The organism is Microbacterium sp. ANT_H45B, assembly GCF_008369345.1.
Taxonomy (GTDB): domain Bacteria; phylum Actinomycetota; class Actinomycetes; order Actinomycetales; family Microbacteriaceae; genus Microbacterium.
Genome location: NZ_VOBK01000001.1, coordinates 403733 through 422884 on the forward strand (window position 1 = coordinate 403733; position 19152 = coordinate 422884).

The 19152-nt window shown below is 68.5% G+C and carries 17 protein-coding genes; 2 read left to right on the forward strand and 15 right to left on the reverse strand.

Annotation, left to right across the window (positions count from 1 at the left end; translation table 11 throughout):
- The 13 genes from FQ142_RS01950 to chvE form a co-directional block, all read right to left on the reverse strand.
- Window positions 1-840, reverse strand: a complete 840-nt coding sequence (locus FQ142_RS01950; RefSeq protein ID WP_149422005.1) for a carbohydrate ABC transporter permease — start codon at window positions 838-840, stop codon at window positions 1-3.
- A 2-nt stretch (window positions 841-842) separates the two neighbouring features.
- The gene (locus tag FQ142_RS01955; RefSeq protein WP_149422006.1) at window positions 843-1739 is read right to left on the reverse strand and encodes a carbohydrate ABC transporter permease; all 897 of its coding nucleotides are present in this window, start codon (window positions 1737-1739) and stop codon (window positions 843-845) included.
- Window positions 1740-1743: 4 nt separating this feature from the next.
- Window positions 1744-3015, reverse strand: coding sequence for an extracellular solute-binding protein (locus FQ142_RS01960; protein ID WP_149422007.1), 1272 nt, complete (start codon window positions 3013-3015; stop codon window positions 1744-1746).
- Between the two features lie 35 nt (window positions 3016-3050).
- Window positions 3051-4043, reverse strand: a complete 993-nt coding sequence (locus FQ142_RS01965) for a LacI family DNA-binding transcriptional regulator (protein WP_149422008.1) — start codon at window positions 4041-4043, stop codon at window positions 3051-3053.
- Window positions 4044-4185: 142 nt separating this feature from the next.
- Window positions 4186-5115 (reverse strand): DnaJ domain-containing protein, encoded by a 930-nt coding sequence (locus FQ142_RS01970; RefSeq protein WP_056414631.1) that lies wholly within the window; start codon window positions 5113-5115, stop codon window positions 4186-4188.
- A gap of 70 nt (window positions 5116-5185) precedes the next feature.
- Complete coding sequence (locus FQ142_RS01975; RefSeq protein ID WP_056414634.1) at window positions 5186-5839, reverse strand: YigZ family protein; 654 nt, start codon at window positions 5837-5839, stop codon at window positions 5186-5188.
- Between the two features lie 59 nt (window positions 5840-5898).
- Complete coding sequence (locus FQ142_RS01980; protein WP_149422009.1) at window positions 5899-6885, reverse strand: aldo/keto reductase; 987 nt, start codon at window positions 6883-6885, stop codon at window positions 5899-5901.
- Window positions 6886-6991: 106 nt separating this feature from the next.
- Entirely contained in the window at window positions 6992-8476 is a 1485-nt protein-coding gene (gene cycA, locus FQ142_RS01985) for a D-serine/D-alanine/glycine transporter (protein ID WP_262492025.1), read from the reverse strand.
- Window positions 8477-8606: 130 nt separating this feature from the next.
- A complete protein-coding gene (locus FQ142_RS01990) occupies window positions 8607-9383 on the reverse strand; it encodes an ATP-binding cassette domain-containing protein (protein ID WP_082539274.1) in 777 nt (258 codons plus the stop codon).
- Complete coding sequence (locus tag FQ142_RS01995; protein WP_149422010.1) at window positions 9380-10558, reverse strand: ROK family transcriptional regulator; 1179 nt, start codon at window positions 10556-10558, stop codon at window positions 9380-9382. The genes FQ142_RS01990 and FQ142_RS01995 overlap by 4 nt, the downstream gene beginning before the upstream one ends.
- Before the next feature lie 37 nt (window positions 10559-10595).
- Complete coding sequence (mmsB, locus tag FQ142_RS02000; protein ID WP_045252812.1) at window positions 10596-11774, reverse strand: multiple monosaccharide ABC transporter permease; 1179 nt, start codon at window positions 11772-11774, stop codon at window positions 10596-10598.
- Entirely contained in the window at window positions 11771-13312 is a 1542-nt protein-coding gene (gene mmsA / locus FQ142_RS02005; protein ID WP_149422011.1) for a multiple monosaccharide ABC transporter ATP-binding protein, read from the reverse strand. The genes mmsB and mmsA overlap by 4 nt, the downstream gene beginning before the upstream one ends.
- Window positions 13313-13376: 64 nt before the next feature.
- Window positions 13377-14531 (reverse strand): multiple monosaccharide ABC transporter substrate-binding protein, encoded by a 1155-nt coding sequence (chvE, locus tag FQ142_RS02010; protein WP_056419178.1) that lies wholly within the window; start codon window positions 14529-14531, stop codon window positions 13377-13379.
- Window positions 14532-14856: 325 nt separating this feature from the next.
- Here chvE and FQ142_RS02015 point away from each other — a divergent pair, with 325 nt between their 5' ends.
- Complete coding sequence (locus tag FQ142_RS02015) at window positions 14857-16329, forward strand: MATE family efflux transporter (protein ID WP_149422012.1); 1473 nt, start codon at window positions 14857-14859, stop codon at window positions 16327-16329.
- A gap of 120 nt (window positions 16330-16449) precedes the next feature.
- The gene (locus FQ142_RS02020; protein WP_149422013.1) at window positions 16450-16860 is read left to right on the forward strand and encodes a hypothetical protein; all 411 of its coding nucleotides are present in this window, start codon (window positions 16450-16452) and stop codon (window positions 16858-16860) included.
- Between the two features lie 38 nt (window positions 16861-16898).
- Here the strand turns inward: FQ142_RS02020 and FQ142_RS02025 are convergent, their stop codons facing one another.
- Together FQ142_RS02025 and FQ142_RS02030 are read right to left on the reverse strand one after the other, a co-directional pair.
- Window positions 16899-18608, reverse strand: coding sequence for an AMP-binding protein (locus FQ142_RS02025; RefSeq protein WP_149422014.1), 1710 nt, complete (start codon window positions 18606-18608; stop codon window positions 16899-16901).
- Between the two features lie 52 nt (window positions 18609-18660).
- Window positions 18661-19128, reverse strand: coding sequence for an Lrp/AsnC family transcriptional regulator (locus FQ142_RS02030; RefSeq protein ID WP_174233221.1), 468 nt, complete (start codon window positions 19126-19128; stop codon window positions 18661-18663).
- Window positions 19129-19152 lie beyond the last annotated feature (24 nt).

Here is a 19152-nt window from a genome sequence, read left to right on the forward strand (position 1 = left end):
TCAGCCTTTGACGGCCGCGCCGAGGTCGGTGGCTCGGAAGAACCGCTGGAAGACGACGAACAGGATCACGACGGGGAAGGCCAACGCCGTCGCACCGGCGAGGATCGCGCCGTTGGGGTTCGCGGTGGACTGCGCGACATTGGAGATGTAGTTCGCGAGGGACACGGCGAGCGGCTGCAGCGACGCATCCTTCGTGATGAGGAACGGCCAGAGGAACTCGTTCCAGGGACCGATGAAGGTGACGAGCACGACGGTCACGAGCACCGGCTTGATCAGCGGGATCGCGACGGATGTCAGCAGTCTGATCTCCCCGGCGCCGTCGATGCGCGCCGCCTCGAAGATCTCGACGGGCAGCGCCTTGAAGAACTGCACGAAGATGAACACCGAGGTGGTGTTGATGAGGAACGGCAGGATCATGCCGAGGTACGAATCGCCGAGTCCGTAGCTGCGCGTGATCTGCACGTACAGCGGGATCATCAGCAGCTGGAACGGCACCATCTGCACGAGCAGCATCAGCACCCAGATCACGCCGCGACCGCGGAAGTCGAGACGGGCGATCGCATAACCGGCGAGCAGACCGAACACGACGGTGCCGAGCAGCACGCCGGCGGTGAAGATCAGCGAGTTGAGCAGAGATCCCACCAGATCGATCCGGGAGTCGATCGCGACGAAGTTGTCGACGGTCCACCCCGAGGTCGGGAAGAGCTCGTTCGGGGAGTTCGTCGGGTTCTCCTGGAACGCGCCGACCAGCATGAAGTAGAACGGGAAGGCGAAGCCGATGGCCGCGACCGTGAGCAGCACCAGGCTCAGGATGCGGGGGAGTGAACGTGTGCGTCTCATGGTCATCGCTCCCTGGTCGCGCGGTTGGCGGCGAGCGACAGCATCCCGACCAGGATCACGAGGATCATGCCGATCGCCGCCGCGGTGTCGGGGTTCTGCTGCTGGATGCCCAGCTGGTAGATGAGCAGCACGGGTGTCGAGGAGGCGCCGTCCGGGCCGCCGCCGTTCGTGAGCAGGTACGGCTCGGTGAAGAGGTTGGCGCCGGTGATGATCGACAGGATCAGCACGAGCGTGGTCGCATTGCGGACGCCGGGGATCGTGACGTTCCAGAAGCGCGAGAACGCGCCGGCGCCGTCGGTCTCGGCCGATTCGTACAGCTCCTTGGGCACGTTCTGGAGGGCCGCGAGATAGAGCAGGATGTAGAACCCCAGCTGCTTCCAGGTCACGTAGAGCGCGATCATCGGCATCGCGAGTCCGCTGTTCACGAGCCACGACGGGTCGGGGGCGAGCGGGCCGAGGACGGTGTTGATCAGCCCGTTGCCCGAGAACAGCAGCATCCAGACGCCGACGAGCGAGACGCTCGCCGTCAGGTACGGAACGTAGAACGCCACACGGTAGGCGGCGACCCAGCGGATGCCGGTGTTCAGCGCCGCGGCGAGCACGAGCGAGAGCACGGCGGTGAGCGGCACGTTGATGACGAGGAAGATCAGCGTGTTGCGGAAGGAACCGAGCACGCGCGGGTCCGTGAGAACGGTGACGAAGTTGTCGACACCCACGAAGGGACGCTCCACCTCCACGCCGGGGGCGGTGAAGAAGTAGTCGTGAAAGGCGATGTAGATCGCGAACCCGAGGGGGTACGCGAAGATCGCGATCACGAAGACGAGGTACGGCAGCGCGAAGAGGCCGCCGATCGGCTGCGCACCCAGCCATCGGGTGCGCAGCCGTCGGGTGTCGGTCATCGCGTCACTCGGCGACGAGGTCGTCGATCTTCGTCGCCGCGGTCTTCAGGAAGTCGTCGATCGACTCCTTGCCGAAGATCACGGAGGCGGAGTACTCGTCACGGAACGCCTGCCAGGCCTCCACGGAGTTGGGGATGCTGGGCACATCCGCCGTCGCCTCGGCCTGCTCGGCGAACGACACATAGTTCGGGTTCGCGTCGAAGTAGTCGGCGTACGTGCCGGTGAGGTCGGTCCGCATCGGCATCTGACCGGTCGCCTCGAGCAGCTGTCCGTCGCTGTCGACGCTGGTGGAGAACTTCAGGAACTCCCACGCCGTGCCCTGGTTCTCGCAGGCGGTGAACATCGAGACGCTCTTCGAGTCGGCGAAGGTCGTCGGGTTCTCGCGTCCGTCGCTCGTCGGCACGGGCATGAAGCCGACGTCGACGGTGTCGGCGTACGACGGGATCGCCCAGGGGCCGGCGAGCTGCATGGCGGTCGTGCCGGCGGACATCGCATCGTCGGTCGACGCCTCGTTCGGCGCGAGCTTTTCGTCGTAGAAGGTCTTCCAGAACTCGGCGACCTCGCTGCCGGCGTCCGAGTCGAATGTCGACGTGCCGTCTTCGACGAGCATCGTGCCGTCGGTCTCGGCCAGGTAGAGCGGGTAGAAGTCGAACCAGGGCTGGTAGAACTCGCTCGTCGGCGCCGGCCAGATGGCGCTCTGCACGCCCGAGTCGACGATCTTGCGCGAGCCGTCGAGGAACGCGTCGTAGGTGTTCATCTGCGGGTCCTCGGGGTCGATGCCCGCGGCCTGGAACAGTGCCTTGTTGTACATCACCATCACGGGATTCGACTTCCACGGCAGCTGGTAGAAGCTGCCGTCGGTGGCGTAGGAGTCGACGTCGCCGCCTCGGTCCGTGATGTAGTCGCTGCCGCCCTCCATGGTGCTGAGGTCGACGAGACCGCCCTGCTTGACCCAGCCCGAGACGGCCGCCGGAGCGACGTTGTAGACGAGGCAGGGCGCGGTGCCCGCCGTGATCGCGGCCGTGATGGCCTCTTCCGACGACGAGCCGGCGGGGATCTCCTGCGCATTGACCTTCTCGTCGGGATGCTCGGCGTTCCAGGCATCGACGACGGCGGTGCCCCAGGCGACCTCCTGCTCGTTGTTCGACAGCCAGATGTCGATCGGGCCGGTGGAATCGGCGGAGCCCTCTCCGCCGCCCCCGCCGCCTGCCGAGCATCCGGTGACGACGAGCGCTGCCGCTCCCAGGAGCGCTGCGGCGCGGATCTTCTTCTTCATGGTGTCCTCCTTGACGCGATGGTTCGGGTGATCGTCTAGCGGGTGGTGCTCTCCCGGAAGTGCACGACGTTGCAGTCGACGACCTCGGTGCGCGGTTCGGCGCCGAGGATGTCGGCCAGCAGCAGGCGGGCGGCCGCGCGTCCTCGCGCGGCGGGCCCGGATGAGACGCTCGTGAGAGCGGGGGAGAGGTGGGCGGAGAGGTGGTCGTCGTCGAAGCCGGCGATCGCGAGATCGCGGGGGATGCTGAGCCCGCTCGAGCGGGCGAACGACAGGCCGGCGATCGCCATGGTGTCGTTCGAGTACAGGATGGCGGTCGGGCGATCCGGCAGATCGAGCAGCTCGGCGGTGCGGGCGCGGCCGCTGGCGGCGGTGAAGTCGCCCTCACGCAGCAGCTCGTCTCCTCCGACGGCGTCGACGTAGGCGTCCGCGCGCACCCGCGAGTGCACGTAGTCGAGGGGGCCCGCGACATGCGCGATGCGCTCGTGGCCGTCGGCGCGCAGGTGGGCGATGATCTCGCGGATCGGCTCCGCGTCGTCGGTGCGCACGCAGGAGAATCGGGTCGGCCGCTCATAGGCGCCCACGAGCACGGCGGGCAGATCGAGCTCTTCGAGCAGCGGCACGCGCCAGTCGTCGGTGCGCAGGTCGAGCAGCAGGGCGCCGTCGGCTCGGCCATGGCTGAGCGCGCGGTAGGCGCGCTCCTCGGCGGCACGGTCGGGGACGACGTGCAGGATCAGTCCGGTCTCCGTCTCGGCGAGCACCGATTCGACGCCCGCGATGAAGGCCGGGAAGAACGAGTCGTTCGCGATGACCTCGGGGTCGCGGGCGAGCACGACGGCGACGGCGTTGGCCTTCTGTGTGGCCAGGGCCCTGGCGCTCTGGCTCGGCACCCAGTCCAGTTTCTCGGCCGCGGCGAGGACCTTGGCCCTCGTGTCGTCGGAGATGGGGCGCTTGCCGCTCAGGGCGTGCGAGACGGTGGCCTTGGTGACGCCGGCCTCGCGGGCGACATCTGCGATCGTCGTGCGGCTCATGCCACCTCCTCGTGGAACCTCGGGCTGATCGTCGGCAGGGACTCGGCACAGTTCAACCGGTTTGACGATCGCGGGTGAAGCGAGTGTAAACCGGTTTGACGGATGCGGTCAAGGGCCCCTCTGATCCCGGTCCCGCCCGGGATCAGACGAACGTGATGGTCTGCTGCAGACGGGTGCGCACGTCGAACAGCTCGTTGCCCCCGATCGCGCGGGCGCCCGGAACACCCTGGCGCAGCACCATCGACAGCGCGCTGCGCCGCACGACCACGACCGGCATGCCGCGGCTGCTGCCGAGCGGAGTGACGGCCTGCGACAGATCGTCGTCGGGGAGGACCATGATCGCTCCGCCGAACTTCACCCTGGCGGCCTTGGCCACCGTGCGCATGCGGGCGAGGGCGGCGGTCACCGGCGCGCGGGTGCCGAGGCTCGGCCCGGTGATCTCTCCGCGCCGGAAGCCGACGACGCCGCCGAAGTCCTCCGACATCACGCCGTACAGACCCGACGGGCTGAGCACCACGTGGTCGAGCTTGTCGTCGGCATCCGCGCCCGTGGCGACGTCGTGCCAGACGGTGAAGCCCATGCCGAGGGCGCTCACCGTGCGGGCGGTCGCTTCCTCGGCCAGAGCATCGGCGAGCAGTCGTCGCAGGTCTCGCGGAGCCGAGCGCACGAGTGCGGGGTCGTAGGGGTCCGGCACCTCGACGCCGCGGCCGGCCCATTCGCGGATCAGCGACAGATAGCGCTCGCGACGCCAGCCACCGGGGTGGCCGTACGAGCGCGCCCGGGGGCGGGTGTCGGTGCGCGTCGCGGTCTGCGGACGCCATCCGCTCCACTCCGGCTCCGACGGGATGCCGGGGTGCGTGCCGCTGCGGCGGTCGTAGGCGGCGCGACTCTCGGCGGTGCCGACGAGCTCCCACGCGCGCTGCACCTGGATGAACACGGCGGCGTCGCCGCCGGTGTCCGGGTGCGACTCGCGCAGGCGCAGCCGGTAGGCGCGCCGCAGCTCGACGTCGTCCACCGACGGGTCCACACCGAGGATCTCGTAGGCGGACGCCGAGAGCGGGCTGTCGAACATCGCTCTCCTTCCGAGATCGCGGCATCCAGAATATCCGGCTGCTGTTGTGGATCGGCCGTGGCCGTCGGTGTCAGTCGGGCACGTCGACGATGCGCTCGCCGCCGATCACCGGCACGACGGCCCCGGAGGAGGCCGCCGCGATGTCATCCGCGAGTCGGTCGAGCTCGGGCGCCGGAACCCAGGCCTCCAGCGTCGCCCGTGCCCCGTACCGAGGTTCGCCGAGCGTCGCCCCGTGATGCAGAACCCAGTCGCGCAGCAGGTTGTCGATGCGTCCGGCATCCGCGTGCGACACCTCCATCGTGATCCGGGTGAGCGACTGCCGCCGCACGAGCGCGGCGAGGTCGAGGGCGTCCGAGACGGCCGAGGAGTAGGCCCGCACCAGCCCGCCGGCGCCGAGCTTCACTCCGCCGAAGTAGCGGGTGACCACCGCGACGACGTCCGTCAGCTCGCGGCGGCGCAGCACCTCGAGCATCGGCACGCCGGCTGTTCCCGAGGGCTCGCCGTCGTCGGAGGACCGCGCCTGGTCGCCGAGCAGACCGGTCACCATCGCGGTGCAGTTGTGACGGGCATCCCACCACTGCCTGCGCAGGCGCGCGATCACGGCATCCGCGTCCTCGACCGAGGCGACCGGAGTGACTGTCGCGATGAATCGGGACTTCTTGATGACCAGCTCGTGCTCCACAGGCGCGGCGATGGTCGCCGGGTGGCTGCGGGGCGGAGTCATCCGCCTCAGACTACCCAGCCCCGGTGCCTGCTCAGCGCCGCCTGCTCAGCGCCGCCTGCTCAACGGTCGACGAACGACATCTGCTGCGGGTTGTAGCGGTCGCCCTGCACTCCCACCCGTGCCGCGAGCTGGTCGAGATCGGCCATCTCATCGGCCGAGAGGGCGACGGTCGTCGCCCCCGCGTTCTCGGCGATGCGCGAGGTGCGTCTGGTGCCGGGGATCGGGACGATGAACGGCTGCCGGGCGAGCAGCCAGGCCAGCGCGACCTGTCCGGAGGAGGCCTCCTTCGCCTCCGCGAGGGCGGTGACGTGACTCACGAGGGCCTGGTTCGCGGCCCGGTTCTCTTCGCTGAAGCGCGGGATCGTGCCGCGGATGTCGCCGTCCGAGAACGAGGTGCTCTGATCGACCGTGCCGGTGAGGAATCCCTTTCCCAGCGGGCTGAAGGGCACGAAGCCGATGCCGAGCTCGGCGAGGGTGGGCAGCACCTCGTCCTCGGGATCGCGGGTCCACAGCGAGTACTCGCTCTGCAGGGCGGTGACAGGCTGCACGGCGTGCGCGCGACGGATCGTCGAGGCGGATGCTTCGGAGAGGCCGAAGTGGCGCACCTTGCCCTCGGCGATCAGCTCGCCCACCGTGCCGGCGACGTCCTCGATCGGCACGTCGGGGTCGACGCGGTGCTGGTAGAAGAGGTCGAGCACGTCCGTGCGCAGCCGTCGCAGCGACTCCTCGGCGACGCGGCGGATCTGCTCGGGCCGGCTGTCGAGTCCGACGCTCGTGCCGTCTTCGATGCGCCAGCCGAACTTCGTCGCGATGACGACCCGGTCGCGGATCGGCTGCAGCGCCTCGCCCACGAGCTCTTCGTTGACGTACGGCCCGTAGACCTCCGCCGTGTCGAAGAACGTCACTCCGTGGTCGAGTGCGGAACGGAGAACGGCGATCATCTCGTCGCGGCTGCCCGGGTTGGGGCCGTAGCTCTGCGACATCCCCATGCAGCCGAGACCGATGGCCGAGACCTCGAGTCCCTGTCCGAGTGTGCGAGTGTGCATGTCGTGTCCTTTCGTCGAGGACGACGCTACGCCCGCGCCCGACGCGGTGGGAGGCCCTGCCGGAACCTCCCACCGGGATGCTGAGTCGTGGACGCGAGAGGGGCGACTACTCCGCGGAATCGTCGCGCAGGTACGCGATGTGCGCCGCGTGCCGCGTCAGGTGGTTCTGCGATCTGCGCACGAACAACCAGGCGACGAGCAGCAGCACGAACCAGATCGGCGTCACCAGCAGTGCGGTCAGAGTGTCGGGCTGCGTCGTGAGCGCCCACAGGATGAACACGAAGAACGCCAGCACGACGTAGACCATGAAGATGCCGCCGGGCATCCGGAACGTCGATGTCGCGACCTTCTCGGGACGCCGGCGCCGGTACGCCAGGTAGCTGCAGAGGAAGATCGTCCACACGAACATGAAGCACACCGCCGACACGGTGGTCACCATCGAGAACGCGGTGCCGATGTCCTCGCCCGCGTACAGCAGCACCACGCCGGAGAGCAGCAGGATGCACGAGAGGAACAGCGCGTTCTGCGGCACGCGCCGCGTCGACAGGCGGCCGAAGAGCCGCGGCGCATCGCCGTCCTGTGCGAGGCCGAACACCATGCGCGAGGTCGAGTAGATGCCCGAGTTCGCGCTGGACATCGCCGAGGTCAGCACGACGAGGTTGACGACCGTGGCGGCGATGCCGAGGCCCGCGAGGGCGAACATCGCGATGAACGGGCTCTCGTTCGCGACGTACTCCGTCCACGGGGTGACGGCCATCAGGATCACGAGCGCGCCGACGTAGAACAGCAGGATGCGGATCGGGATCGCGTTGATCGCCTTGGGCAGATTGCGCTCGGGGTCCTTGGTCTCGGCTGCCGCCGTGCCGACGAGCTCGACGCCGACGAACGCGAAGACCGCGATCTGGAATCCGGCGACGAAGCCCAGGAAGCCGTGCGGGAACATCCCGCCGTGTTCCCACAGATTGGCGAAGCTCGCGGTTCCCGCGTCGTGCCGGAAGCCGGTGAAGATCATCACCAGACCGGTGATGATGAGGGCGACGATCGCGATGATCTTGATGAGTGCGAACCAGAACTCCATCTCGCCGAACGCGGCGACGGTGGGCAGGTTCAGCGCGAGCAGGATCACGACCACGAGCACGCCGGGGATCCACAGCGGGATGCCGGGGAACAGCGCGTCGGAGTAGCCGGCGATCGCGATCACGTCGGCGACTCCCGTCACCACCCAGCAGAACCAGTACGTCCAGCCGGTGAAGAACCCGGCCCAGGGGCCGAGCAGGTCGCTGGCGAAGTCGCTGAACGACTTGTACTTGAGGTTCGACAGCAGCAGCTCGCCCATCGCGCGCATGACGAAGAAGAGCATGAACCCGATGATCATGTAGACGAAGATCACCGAGGGGCCGGCGACCGAGATGGTCTTGCCGCTGCCCATGAACAGGCCCGTGCCGATCGCGCCGCCGATCGCGAGCAGCTGGATGTGGCGGTTGCTCAGCGCCCGCTTCAGGTGCTGCTCGTCACCGCCCGTGGATCCGCCCGTCGCACCGCCCTTCGTTCCGTCCACGCCGACGGTCGCGCCTGTGTTCTCTGTCGTCATCGTTCGAGCCTCCGGTGGTTCTGTGCCGCCTCCCGCTGCGGCATCCTTCCGACCGTACTTCGCGATCGGGGGTGTCGGCGGAGCGAATCGCGTCGACATGCCGCACCGCGTCGTCGCGCGGGTGCCCGGCTCAGCCCGACGACGCGGAGGAGGGGGCGCGGTAGGTGCCGATGATCGCCGCGATGAGGTCGGAGTACGCGGCGTCCTGGCTCGCGAACGAGCCGTTGTTGCGTCCGTGACGAAGCACCTCGACGCGATCCGACACGGCCTGCACATCGGCGATGTTGTGGCTGATGAAGACGACGCCGAGACCGAGTTCGCGGAGCCGCTCGATGTGCGTGAGGACGTCGGCGGTCTGCGCGACGCTGAGCGACGCCGTCGGCTCGTCGAGGATCACGATGCGAGGTTGGCTGATGAGCGTGCGGGCGATCGCGACCGCCTGTCGCTGCCCGCCCGAGAGGGTGTTCAAGGCGGAGCGGATCGAGGGGATGTTCGCGGCGAGGTCGCTGAGCGCCTGTCTGGTCGACTGCTCCATCTCGCCCTCGCGCAGCATCCCGCTCGGGGTGCGCAGCTCGCGGCCGAGGAACACGTTCGCTGTGACGTCGAGGTTCTCGCAGACCGCGAGATCCTGGAAGACGGTGGCGATCCCGAGACGATGGGCTTCCGCCGGCCTCGAGATCTCGACGCGCTCGCCGTCGATGCGGATCTCGCCCGAGGTCGGCGCCAAGGCTCCGGCGATGATCTTGGCCAGAGTCGATTTGCCGGCGGCGTTGTCTCCGATGAGACCGACGACCTCTCGAGCGTGCACGGTGAAGTCCACGTCGGTGAGCGCCTCGACGGCCCCGAAGCGCATCGAGATCCCACGCAGGGTGAGCAGGGGCTCTGCCTGTGCGGCGGTGATGTTCACGCGCGGTCCTCGAGCAGCTGCGACGGATCCGTCGACTGCAGGATGTGGATGATCGCGCCGATGAGCACGGCATCCTTGCCGAACGATGAGGGCACCGGGTCGCGCCGCGGAGTCCGCCCCTGCGGCGCGTTGTCGCGGACGGCGGCGGCGAACGGCAGCAGGAAGATGGGCCCCGCGTCGACGAGCTCGCCGCCGACCGTGATCACCTCGGGCGCGAGCGATTGGTGGGCGGCCGCCACGACGCGTCCGAGTGCCGTCGCGGCGTCGGCGACGACCCGCGCACACCCGGGGTCGCCCGCGGCCGCGCGGGCGATCACATCCTTGAATGTCACCTGTCCGAAGGTGGCGCGCAGGGGGGCGGTGACGGCCTCGGCGCCGGCCACCGTCTCGAGACAGCCGCGCTGGCCGCAGGCGCAGACCGACCCTGCGGGGTCGACCTGCACATGGCCGATCTCGCCCGCCGTGCCGGAGCGTCCGCGGTAGATCTGCGAGTTCAGGACCACGCCCGCGCTCGCCGTGTACGAGGCATGCACGAACAGGCTGTCCTTCACATCTCGCGCCGTGCCCAGTGTGGCCTCGGCGAGGGCGGCGAGATTCGCATCCTTCTCGACGAGCACCGGGCAGCCGATCCGCTGTTCGACGACCTCGGCGACCGGCCGGGGCTCCCATCGGCGCATCACCCCGCTGTAGGCGATCAGCCCCGTCTCCGGGTCGACCGGCGCCGGCAGGGCGATGCAGACGCCGATCAGGTCGTCGGCATCCGCGGCGATCATGCCGAGCATGTCGATGATGAGGAGCGTGATGCGATCGAGCACGGTGTCTTCGGCATGGTCCGTCGGCAGCGGCATCGACCGATCGGCCAGGACGTCCTGTCCGACGTCGGAGAGCCGTACGCGCATGCTGCGATTGCCGATCTGCACGGCGGCGACCAGGCCCGCTCGACGCGCGATCGTCACGAGCTGCGCGCGCCGACCGCTGCGCGAGGTCGGGTGCGTCTCGATGAGGCCCGAGAGGCTGAGCTCCTTCACGATGGCCGAGACGGTGGCCGTCGAGAGGCTGGTCGCTTCGGCGAGCTCGACCTGGGTGAGCCCGCCGAAGCGCTTGACCGCGTCGACGATCTTCGCCGTGTTGGCCTCGCGCAACCCCGACTGGGATCCCGCGGGCCATCTGCTCATAGCGGGAGCTTATCGCGCGTCGATGCCGTCACCGCGGTCAGCGGGCGGCACCGGCCCGACGCTTGTTCCAGACGTCGAAGGCGACGGCGATCAGCAGCACGAGACCCTTGACCACCTGCTGGGTCGCCTGGTCGAGGCCCATGAGCTGCATGCCGTTGCTCATCACCGCCATGATCAGGCCGCCGACGATCGCGCCGCCCACTCGGCCGACGCCTCCGGTGACGGCCGCACCGCCGATGAAGCAGGCGGCGATGGCGTCGAGCTCGAACATGTTGCCCGCTCCGGGCTGAGCCCCGTTCGTGCGCGAGGAGAACACGACCCCGGCGATGCCGGCGAGCATGCCCATGTTCACGAAGATCCAGAAGTTGACCCTCTGCACGTTCACGCCGCTGAGCAGGGCCGCGTGCAGGTTGCCGCCGATCGCGTAGACGTGGCGGCCGAAGACGCTCTTCTGCGTGATCACGGAGTACGCGATGATCAGCACCGCGAGGATGATCAGGACGAACGGGAGGCCGCGGCTCGTGGACAGCTGGTAGCCGAACCACATCACGACGGCCGCGACGATCGCGATCTTGGCGACGAACCAGCCCAGCGCCTCGACCGACTGCTGGTGTGCGAGCTTCGACCGGCGGCTGCGAACCTGCCAGACGGCGTAGCCGACGACGCCGATCGCGAAGATCACGAGTGTGAAGACGTCGACCCCGTAGCCGCCGAACAACCCGTTTATGAACCCGTTGGCGATCGAGTAGTAGGTGCCGCCGAACGGCGACAGTGAGACGTTGCTCAGCACGATGAAGGTGAGTCCGCGGAACAGGAGCATGCCGGCCAGCGTCACGATGAAGGCGGGAATGCCGACGTACGCCACCCAGAAGCCCTGCCATGCCCCGACGAGCAGCCCGACGGCGATCGCCGCGAGAACGCCGACCCACCACGGCTGCTGACCGCGGATCACGATGACCGCGGCCGTCGCACCGGTGAGTGCGACCACCGAGCCGACGGAGAGATCGATGTGACCCGCGATGATGACGATCACCATGCCGATCGCGAGGATCAGGATGTAGGAGTACTGGAGGACGATGTTCGTGAGGTTGCCCGGCGAGAGGAACGTCGGGTTCAGGATCGCGAAGAACGCGACGATCGCGATGAAGGCGACGAGGATGCCGCTCTGGCGGAGGTTCCGCGTGGCGAGGCTGAAGAGGTTGCTGACGCCGGTCATCGCGCGGCCGTCCTTTCGAGGGTCATGAGCTGCATGAGGTTCTCCTGTGTGGCTTCTGCGGCGGGGAGTTCACCGGTGATCCTGCCGAAGGCCAGGGTGTAGATGCGGTCGCAGATGCCGAGGAGCTCGGGGAGCTCCGAGGAGATCACCAGGACCCCCTTGCCGGCCGCGACCAGGCGATTGATGATCGTGTAGATCTCGTACTTCGCGCCGACGTCGATCCCGCGGGTCGGCTCGTCGAGGATCAGGACGTCGGGTGCGGTCTGGATCCACTTGCTCAGCACGACCTTCTGCTGGTTGCCTCCGGAGAGGTTGCCGACGAGCTGGAGCACGCTGGGGGTCTTGATGTTCAGCTCGGCCCGGTACTGCTCCGCCACCTGCAGTTCGCGGTTCGCGTTGATCCATCCGCCCGGGCTGATCAGGCGCAGCGACGCCATGGTGATGTTGTGCCGGATGTCGTCGATGAGGTTGAGCCCGAATCGCTTGCGGTCCTCGGTGGCGTAGGCGATGCCCGCACGGATGGCGGCGCTCGTCGTCGAGGTGTTCACCTCTTTGCCGCGGACGAAGACCTTGCCGCGTGCGTGGCGTCCGTAGGTGCGCCCGAACACGCTCATCGCGAGTTCCGTGCGTCCGGCACCCATGAGACCGGCGATGCCGACGACCTCTCCGGCGCGGACGGACAGAGAGGCGTCGTCGACCATGACGCGCCCCGGTTGGGTGGGGTGGCTCACCGACCAGTTCTCGATGCGCAGCACCTCCTCGCCCGGGTCCGAGACGCGCTCGGGGTAGCGGTGGGCCAGATCGCGGCCGACCATTCCCCGGATGATCCGCTCCTGCGTCGAGGCGGGATCCTTCATGTCGAGGGTCTCGATCGTCTTGCCGTCGCGGATGATCGTGGTGCGGTCGGCGATCTCGGCGATCTCGTTGAGCTTGTGCGAGATGATGATCGACGTCATGCCCTCGTCGCGCAGCCGGCGCAGCAGATCGAGCAGGTGCGCGGAATCGGTGTCGTTGAGCGCGGCGGTCGGCTCATCGAGGATCAGCAGGCGCACGTTCTTCGACAGCGCCTTGGCGATCTCGACGAGCTGCTGCTTGCCCACCCCGAGCTGCGCGACGGGCGTGGCCGGGTTCTCGTCGAGCCCCACCTGGGCGAGGAGCGCGGATGCCTCGGCGTTCGCCCTGTCCCAGTCGATGAGGCCGTTCTTCGCGCGTCGCTCGTTGCCGAGGAAGATGTTCTCGGCGACGCTCAGATAGGGGATCAGCGCGAGCTCCTGATGGATGATCACGATCCCCTTCTGCTCGGAGTCGGTGATCGCGCCGAAGGCGGCCACCTCACCCTCGTAGATGATGTCGCCGTCGTATGTGCCGTGCGGATAGACGCCCGAGAGCACCTTCATCAGGGTGGACTTGCCTGCGCCGTTCTCGCCGCAGATCGCGAGGATCTCGCCGCGGTTCACGTCGAGGCTGACGCCCTGGAGCGCCTTCACACCCGGGAAGCTCTTCTCGATCGCCCGCATCTGCAGAACCGGTGTCGTCATGACCCGATGTCCTTTCGTGAGAGAGGGGCGTGCTGCCGGTCCGGCAGCACGCCCCGAGGGAGATCTACTCGGCGACGCCCGAGTCGACTTCGGCCTGCGTCCAGTAGCCGGAGTCGATCAGCAGGGACGTGATGTTGTCCTTGTAGACGATGTCGGACTGCAGCAGGTACGAGGGCACGACCTTCACCCCGTTGTCATAGGTCTCGGTGTCGTTCGCCTCGGGCTCGTCGCCCTCGAGCATCGCCTCTGCGGCGACGACCGACTGTTCGGCGAGCTTGCGGGTGTCCTTGAAGATCGACGAGAACTGCACGCCCTTGTCGATCAGGGTGATGGAGGCGATCTCCGCGTCCTGGCCCGTGACGACGGGCAGGCCGTCGGCGATGGTGGCGCCGAATCCGCCGGTGCCCTGCAGGGCCGTGATGATGCCGCGGGACAGCCCGTCGTACGGCGACAGCACTCCGTCGAGCTTCGTGCCGTTGCCGTAGGTCGAGGTCAGCAGGTCCTCCATGCGCTTCTGCGCGGTCTCCTGCTGCCAGCGCAGGGTCGCGGCCTGCTCGATCTCGACCTGACCGGACGGAACCGCGAGCACGCCGTCGTCGATGAACGGCTGCAGGGTGTCCATCGCGCCCTTCCAGAAGAAGTGCGCGTTGTTGTCGTCGAGCGAGCCGGCGAACAGCTCGATGTTGAACGGTCCCTTCTGGCCGGTCTCCTTGCCGTCCGCGTCGAGGACGCCGAGGCCGACGAGGAGCGAGGTGGCCTGCTGCACGCCGACCTTGTAGTTGTCGAACGTCACGTAGAAGTCGACGTGCTCGCTGTCGCGGATCAGGCGGTCGTAGGAGATCACCGGGATGTTGGCAGCCGCCGCGGCGTCGAGCTGCGACGACAGCGCGGTGCCGTCGATGGCCGCGATGATGAGCAGGTCGGCACCCTTGGTGATCATCTGGTCGATCTGCTGACCCTGGGTGGGGATGTCGTCGCCGGCGTACTGCAGCTCGACCTGGTATCCGGCATCCTCGAGGCCGGCCTGCACGGCGTCGCCGTCGGCGATCCAGCGCTCCGAGGTCTCGGTCGGCATCGAGACGCCGATGAGCATGTCGCCCTTGTCGGCACCCTCGGCTCCTGCGGGTCCGCCGGTCGAGCCTGCTCCGCCTCCGCCACAACCGGCGAGGGCGAGGGCCCCGACCAGGCCGAGTGCGGCCAGTGCGTACTTCTTCTTCATCACGAGCTCCTTCGCTGTGCATGCGTGGTGGGCGCCATCGCCCGAGATCGGAATCCCTGCCATTCGGGACTCGCTCGGGAGACACTTTCCTTGAGTTCGAGTCTCGAAGTCAAGGGGCTGTGATCATTTCGTGACTTCCCGGATCGCGTGGAGGATCAGGATGCTGTTGACGTCAACCCATGCGTGGTGTGAATTCGTTCGGTTCGAGATTCGAAGTCAATGCGGGCGTCGCGGGCGCGAGAAAATCGGGTCTTCCGTGGCCCCGAATCGATTCGATATCCTGAACGCTCCCCCGATCATCCCCAGTCCTGCGAGCCGCTTCCTCATGGCCACCTCTCTCACCACGGGTCGTCCGTGGCGTGTCATCCTCTCGTTCTCGATCCCCCTCCTGCTCGGCAACGTCGTGCAGCAGATGTACCAGTTCGCCGACGCCGTCGTCGTCGGCAGGCACCTCGGCGTGCAGTCGCTCGCCGCCGTCGGTGCGACGGGCAGCCTGCTGTTCCTGCTGATCGGGTTCGCCTGGGGTCTCACCAGCGGTTTCGCGATCCCCATCGCCCAGGCGTTCGGCGCGGGCGACGGGGCCGCGGTGCGTCGATCCGTCGCAACCGGCGTGATCCTCACGGGTGCGACGAGTGTCGTCCTCACCGTCGTCGCGCCGTTGATCGCGGCGCCCCTTCTCGACCTGCTCCAGACGCCGTCCGAGCTCATGCCCGAGGCCACGACCTTCACGCAGATCAGCTTCATCGGCGCGAGCGCGACGATGTTCTTCAACTACCTCTCCGCGATCATCCGCGCGATCGGCGACTCCCGCACCCCGCTGATCTTCCTCACCGTCTCGTGCGTCCTCAACGTCGCACTGGTCGTGCTGATGGTGGGCCCGCTCGCCTGGGGCGTCGGCGGCGCGGCGCTCGCCACGGTCATCGCGCAGGCGGTCTCGGTGGTGCTCTGCCTCGAGTTCGTCCGCCGCCGTCTGCCCATGCTGCACCTGCGTCGTGCGGACTGGCGCGTCTCCCGCGACGACGTCCGCGAGCACCTGCGGCTCGGCCTGCCGATGGGATTCCAGGCGTCGATCATCGCGATCGGCACTCTCACCGTGCAGGTCGCGTTGAACACGCTCGGCTCCGACGCGGTCGCCGCGTACACCACGGCTTCCCGTGTCGACGGCCTGGCGGTGGCGTTCCTGTCGTCGCTGGGACTCGCGTCCTCGATGTACGCGGCGCAGAACCTGGGCGGTCGGCGGCCCGACCGCATCCGCCGAGGAGTCATCGAAGGCACCTGGATGGCGGTGATCACCGGCGCCCTGCTGGGCGCGCTCATCATCGCGTTCGGCACCGCCATGGTGCGTCTGTTCGTGGGGGAGGGGTCCGACGAGGTGGTGCGGCTCGCGCACCTCATGCTCGTCATCAACGGATGCGGCTACTGGGCGCTCGGGGTGCTGTTCGTGCTCCGCGGCGCGCTGCAGGGGCTCGGCCACACGCTGATCCCCACGGTCACCGGGGTGATCGAGCTCGTGATGCGGGTGGGCGCGGCCGTCGTGCTGGGCGCACTGATCGGCTTCGAGGGTGTGGCGCTCAGCAACCCGCTGGCCTGGCTCGGCGCGATCACGCTGCTGGTTCCCGCGTACGTGCGCGCGCACCGGTCACTCGCGCGCATGCCGGTGGATCCCGTCGAGTCGACCGAGACGTCCGCCATCGCGATCGTCGGCCCTACGGACGGGTCCATGGTCGTCGATGCGGTCCTCACCCAGCCCGTGCGAGTGGTGCGCGGTTCGCGGTTCGCCTGGTTGACGCGGCGCTGACGCGGGGCGTCACGATCGCGGAACATCATCCTTGAGACGGATGCCCGGAATGCCGACACTTCGTAGTGTTGGTTGTACGGAGGTTCCGTTGACCGGGGGGTCGAGATGACGTCATCGAGAGTGGCAAGCGAACTGGCATCGATTCTGGTGCCGCTCGGAGTGGCCGGGGCGGTGTTCGCGGCACTGTGCGCGATCGTCGCAGCCGTGGCCATCATGCGCGGCGCGGCAGGACTCGCCGGCGGAGCAGTGGGTCTGTGGATCCCCGGAGCCCTGCTCAGCTCCACGGCGTCGTTCGCGAGCCAGTGGACGCCGCTGCTCGTCTCGGGCGTCGCGCTCGTCGCGATGCTCGTGATCGGAGCGGTGGCGCGCAGGGTCGTGAATGCCGGCGAACCCGCACGGCAGGCGGCGCGCGAGGCTCGGGCCGCCGCGATCGTCGATGCCGTCACGCTCGCCGACGGCGCGGCGCCCGCCGCTCCCCGCACCACGAAGCCGGCCACCACGACGGGTGCTCAGCCGGCGCTCGCCGGCTGACGCCGCGCCCCCTCACGTCGGCGCTCAGCAGTAGGCGCTCAGCGGTAGTCGCGGTCGCGGTGCTGCGCCGCCTCGTCTCCCGCGGCGACGCGCTCGCTCTCGCGCGCCCGCAGCTCGACGCGGCGGATCTTGCCCGAGATCGTCTTGGGCAGTTCGGGCACGAACTCGATGATGCGCACGCGGAGGTGCGCCGAGAGCCGGTCGTGGGCGTACGCGAAGATCGACCGCGCGGCGCCGGCGTCGTCGCCCACGGCATCCGCCCGCAGACAGACGTAGGCCTTCGGCACCGCCAGCCGCGTGGGATCGGGGCTGGGGATCACCGCGGCCTCGATCACGAGGTCGTGCTCCAGCAGCACCGACTCGAGCTCGAACGGCGAGATCTTGTAGTCCGACGCCTTGAAGACGTCGTCGGCGCGACCGATGTAGGTGAGGTAGCCGTCGGCATCGCGCTGGGCGATGTCGCCGGTGTGGTGGTAGCCGCCCACCCGTGACTCGGCCGTCTTCTCGGGGTCGTCGTAGTACCCGGCCATGAGCCCTGTGGGCGGATGCGCGAGGTCCAGCGCGATCTCGCCCTCGGCGTCGGCGAGTTCGCCGGTCGCGGGGTCCAGCAGCACGACCGGGTAACCGGGAAGGGGGCGGCCCATCGAGCCGACCTTCACGACCTGGCCGGGGGAGTTGCCGACGCAGGCCGTCATCTCGGTCTGCCCGAATCCGTCGCGGATCGTGCCGCCCCACGCATCGCGCACGCGGTCGATGACCTCGGGATTCAGCGGTTCCCCGGCGCCGACGAGTTCGCGCGGCGGGTGGGTGAGGCGCCCGAGATCCGCCTGGATCAGCATGCGCCAGACCGTCGGCGGGGCACAGAACGTCGAGACGTGGTGGGTGTCCATGACCTGCATGAGAGTGTTCGCGTCGAAGCGGTCGTAGTTGTACACGAACACCGTGGCCTCGGCGAGGAACGGCGAGTAGAAGCTCGACCAGGCGTGCTTGGCCCAGCCGGGTGACGAGATGTTGAGGTGCACGTCGTCGGGACGCACGCCCAGCCACCACATCGTCGACAGGTGCCCGATCGGGTACGAGACGTGCGTGTGCTGCACGAGCTTCGGACGGCTGGTGGTGCCGCTCGTGAAGTAGAGCAGGGCCGTGGCGTCGGCGGGGGTCGGTGCATCCGGCTCGAACGTCGTCGGCGCGGTGATCGAGTCGTCGAAGCGCGTCCATCCCTCGGGGACGCCGTCGCCCACCCCGATGCGCAGCACCTGCGCGTCGATGTCGGCGATGCGCTCGGCGAGTCCGTCCGTCGTCACGATCGCGCGGGCGCGCCCGTGCTCGACGCGGTAGGCGAGGTCGGATGCCGAGAGCAGCGTCGAGGTGGGGATCGACACCGCGCCGATCTTGGTGATCGCGAGCATCACCTCCCACAGCTCGATCGTGTTGCCGAGCATCACGATGACGTGGTCGCCCCGGCGGATGCCGATGCCGGTGAGCCACGCGGCGACCTGGTCGGAACGCGCCGACAGCTCGCCGTACGTCCACGACCTGCGGGTGAGGTCGGCCGAGACGATCTGCACGGCCGGGCGCTCGGGCCTCTCGCCGGCGATGACGTCGAACCACTCCAGTGCGAAGTTGAACGTCGCGGGTGTCGGCCACGAGAATCCGTCGCGGGCCGCGGCGTAGTCGGTGGCGTTCGCGAAGAGGAAGTCGCGCATCTCTCGGACCGATGTCGTGGCTGCGGTGGCGCTGCGGCTCATGAGGGGCTCCCTTGCTCGACGGACGACGTGTCCATCCTCGCCCACGATCCTCTCAGCGCGCGAGCAGACCCGCGCCGTCGCGCAGCTCGAACACCAGTTGGGTCTCGGTACCGCGCACCACGGGGTGCACCGTGATGTGCTCGAGCACGATGTCGCGCAGCGCCGTGGCATCCTGCACCGCGACGTGCACCAGGAAGTCGTCGACGCCCGCGACGTGGAACACCTGCAGCACCCGGGGGATGCCGGCGAGCGCGTCGAACAGTGCGGTGACCTTCGGGCCGGTGTGGTTCGCCAGCCGCACTTTGATGATCGCCTGCAGCGGCGATCCGAGGGCGGCCTCGTCGACCCTGATGCGGGTGTCGCGGATGATCCCTCGTTCGCGCAGAGAGCGCACCCGGTGGGCGCAGGTCGATTCGGCGAGACCCAGGCCGCGGGCGAGCGCCTTGTTGGTGACCTCGGCGTCTCGGGTGAGCACGGCGAGGATCTCGAGATCGACCTCGTCGAGTTGCGCTTTCGCCAACGTGACCATCTCCCTGCAGCTCCG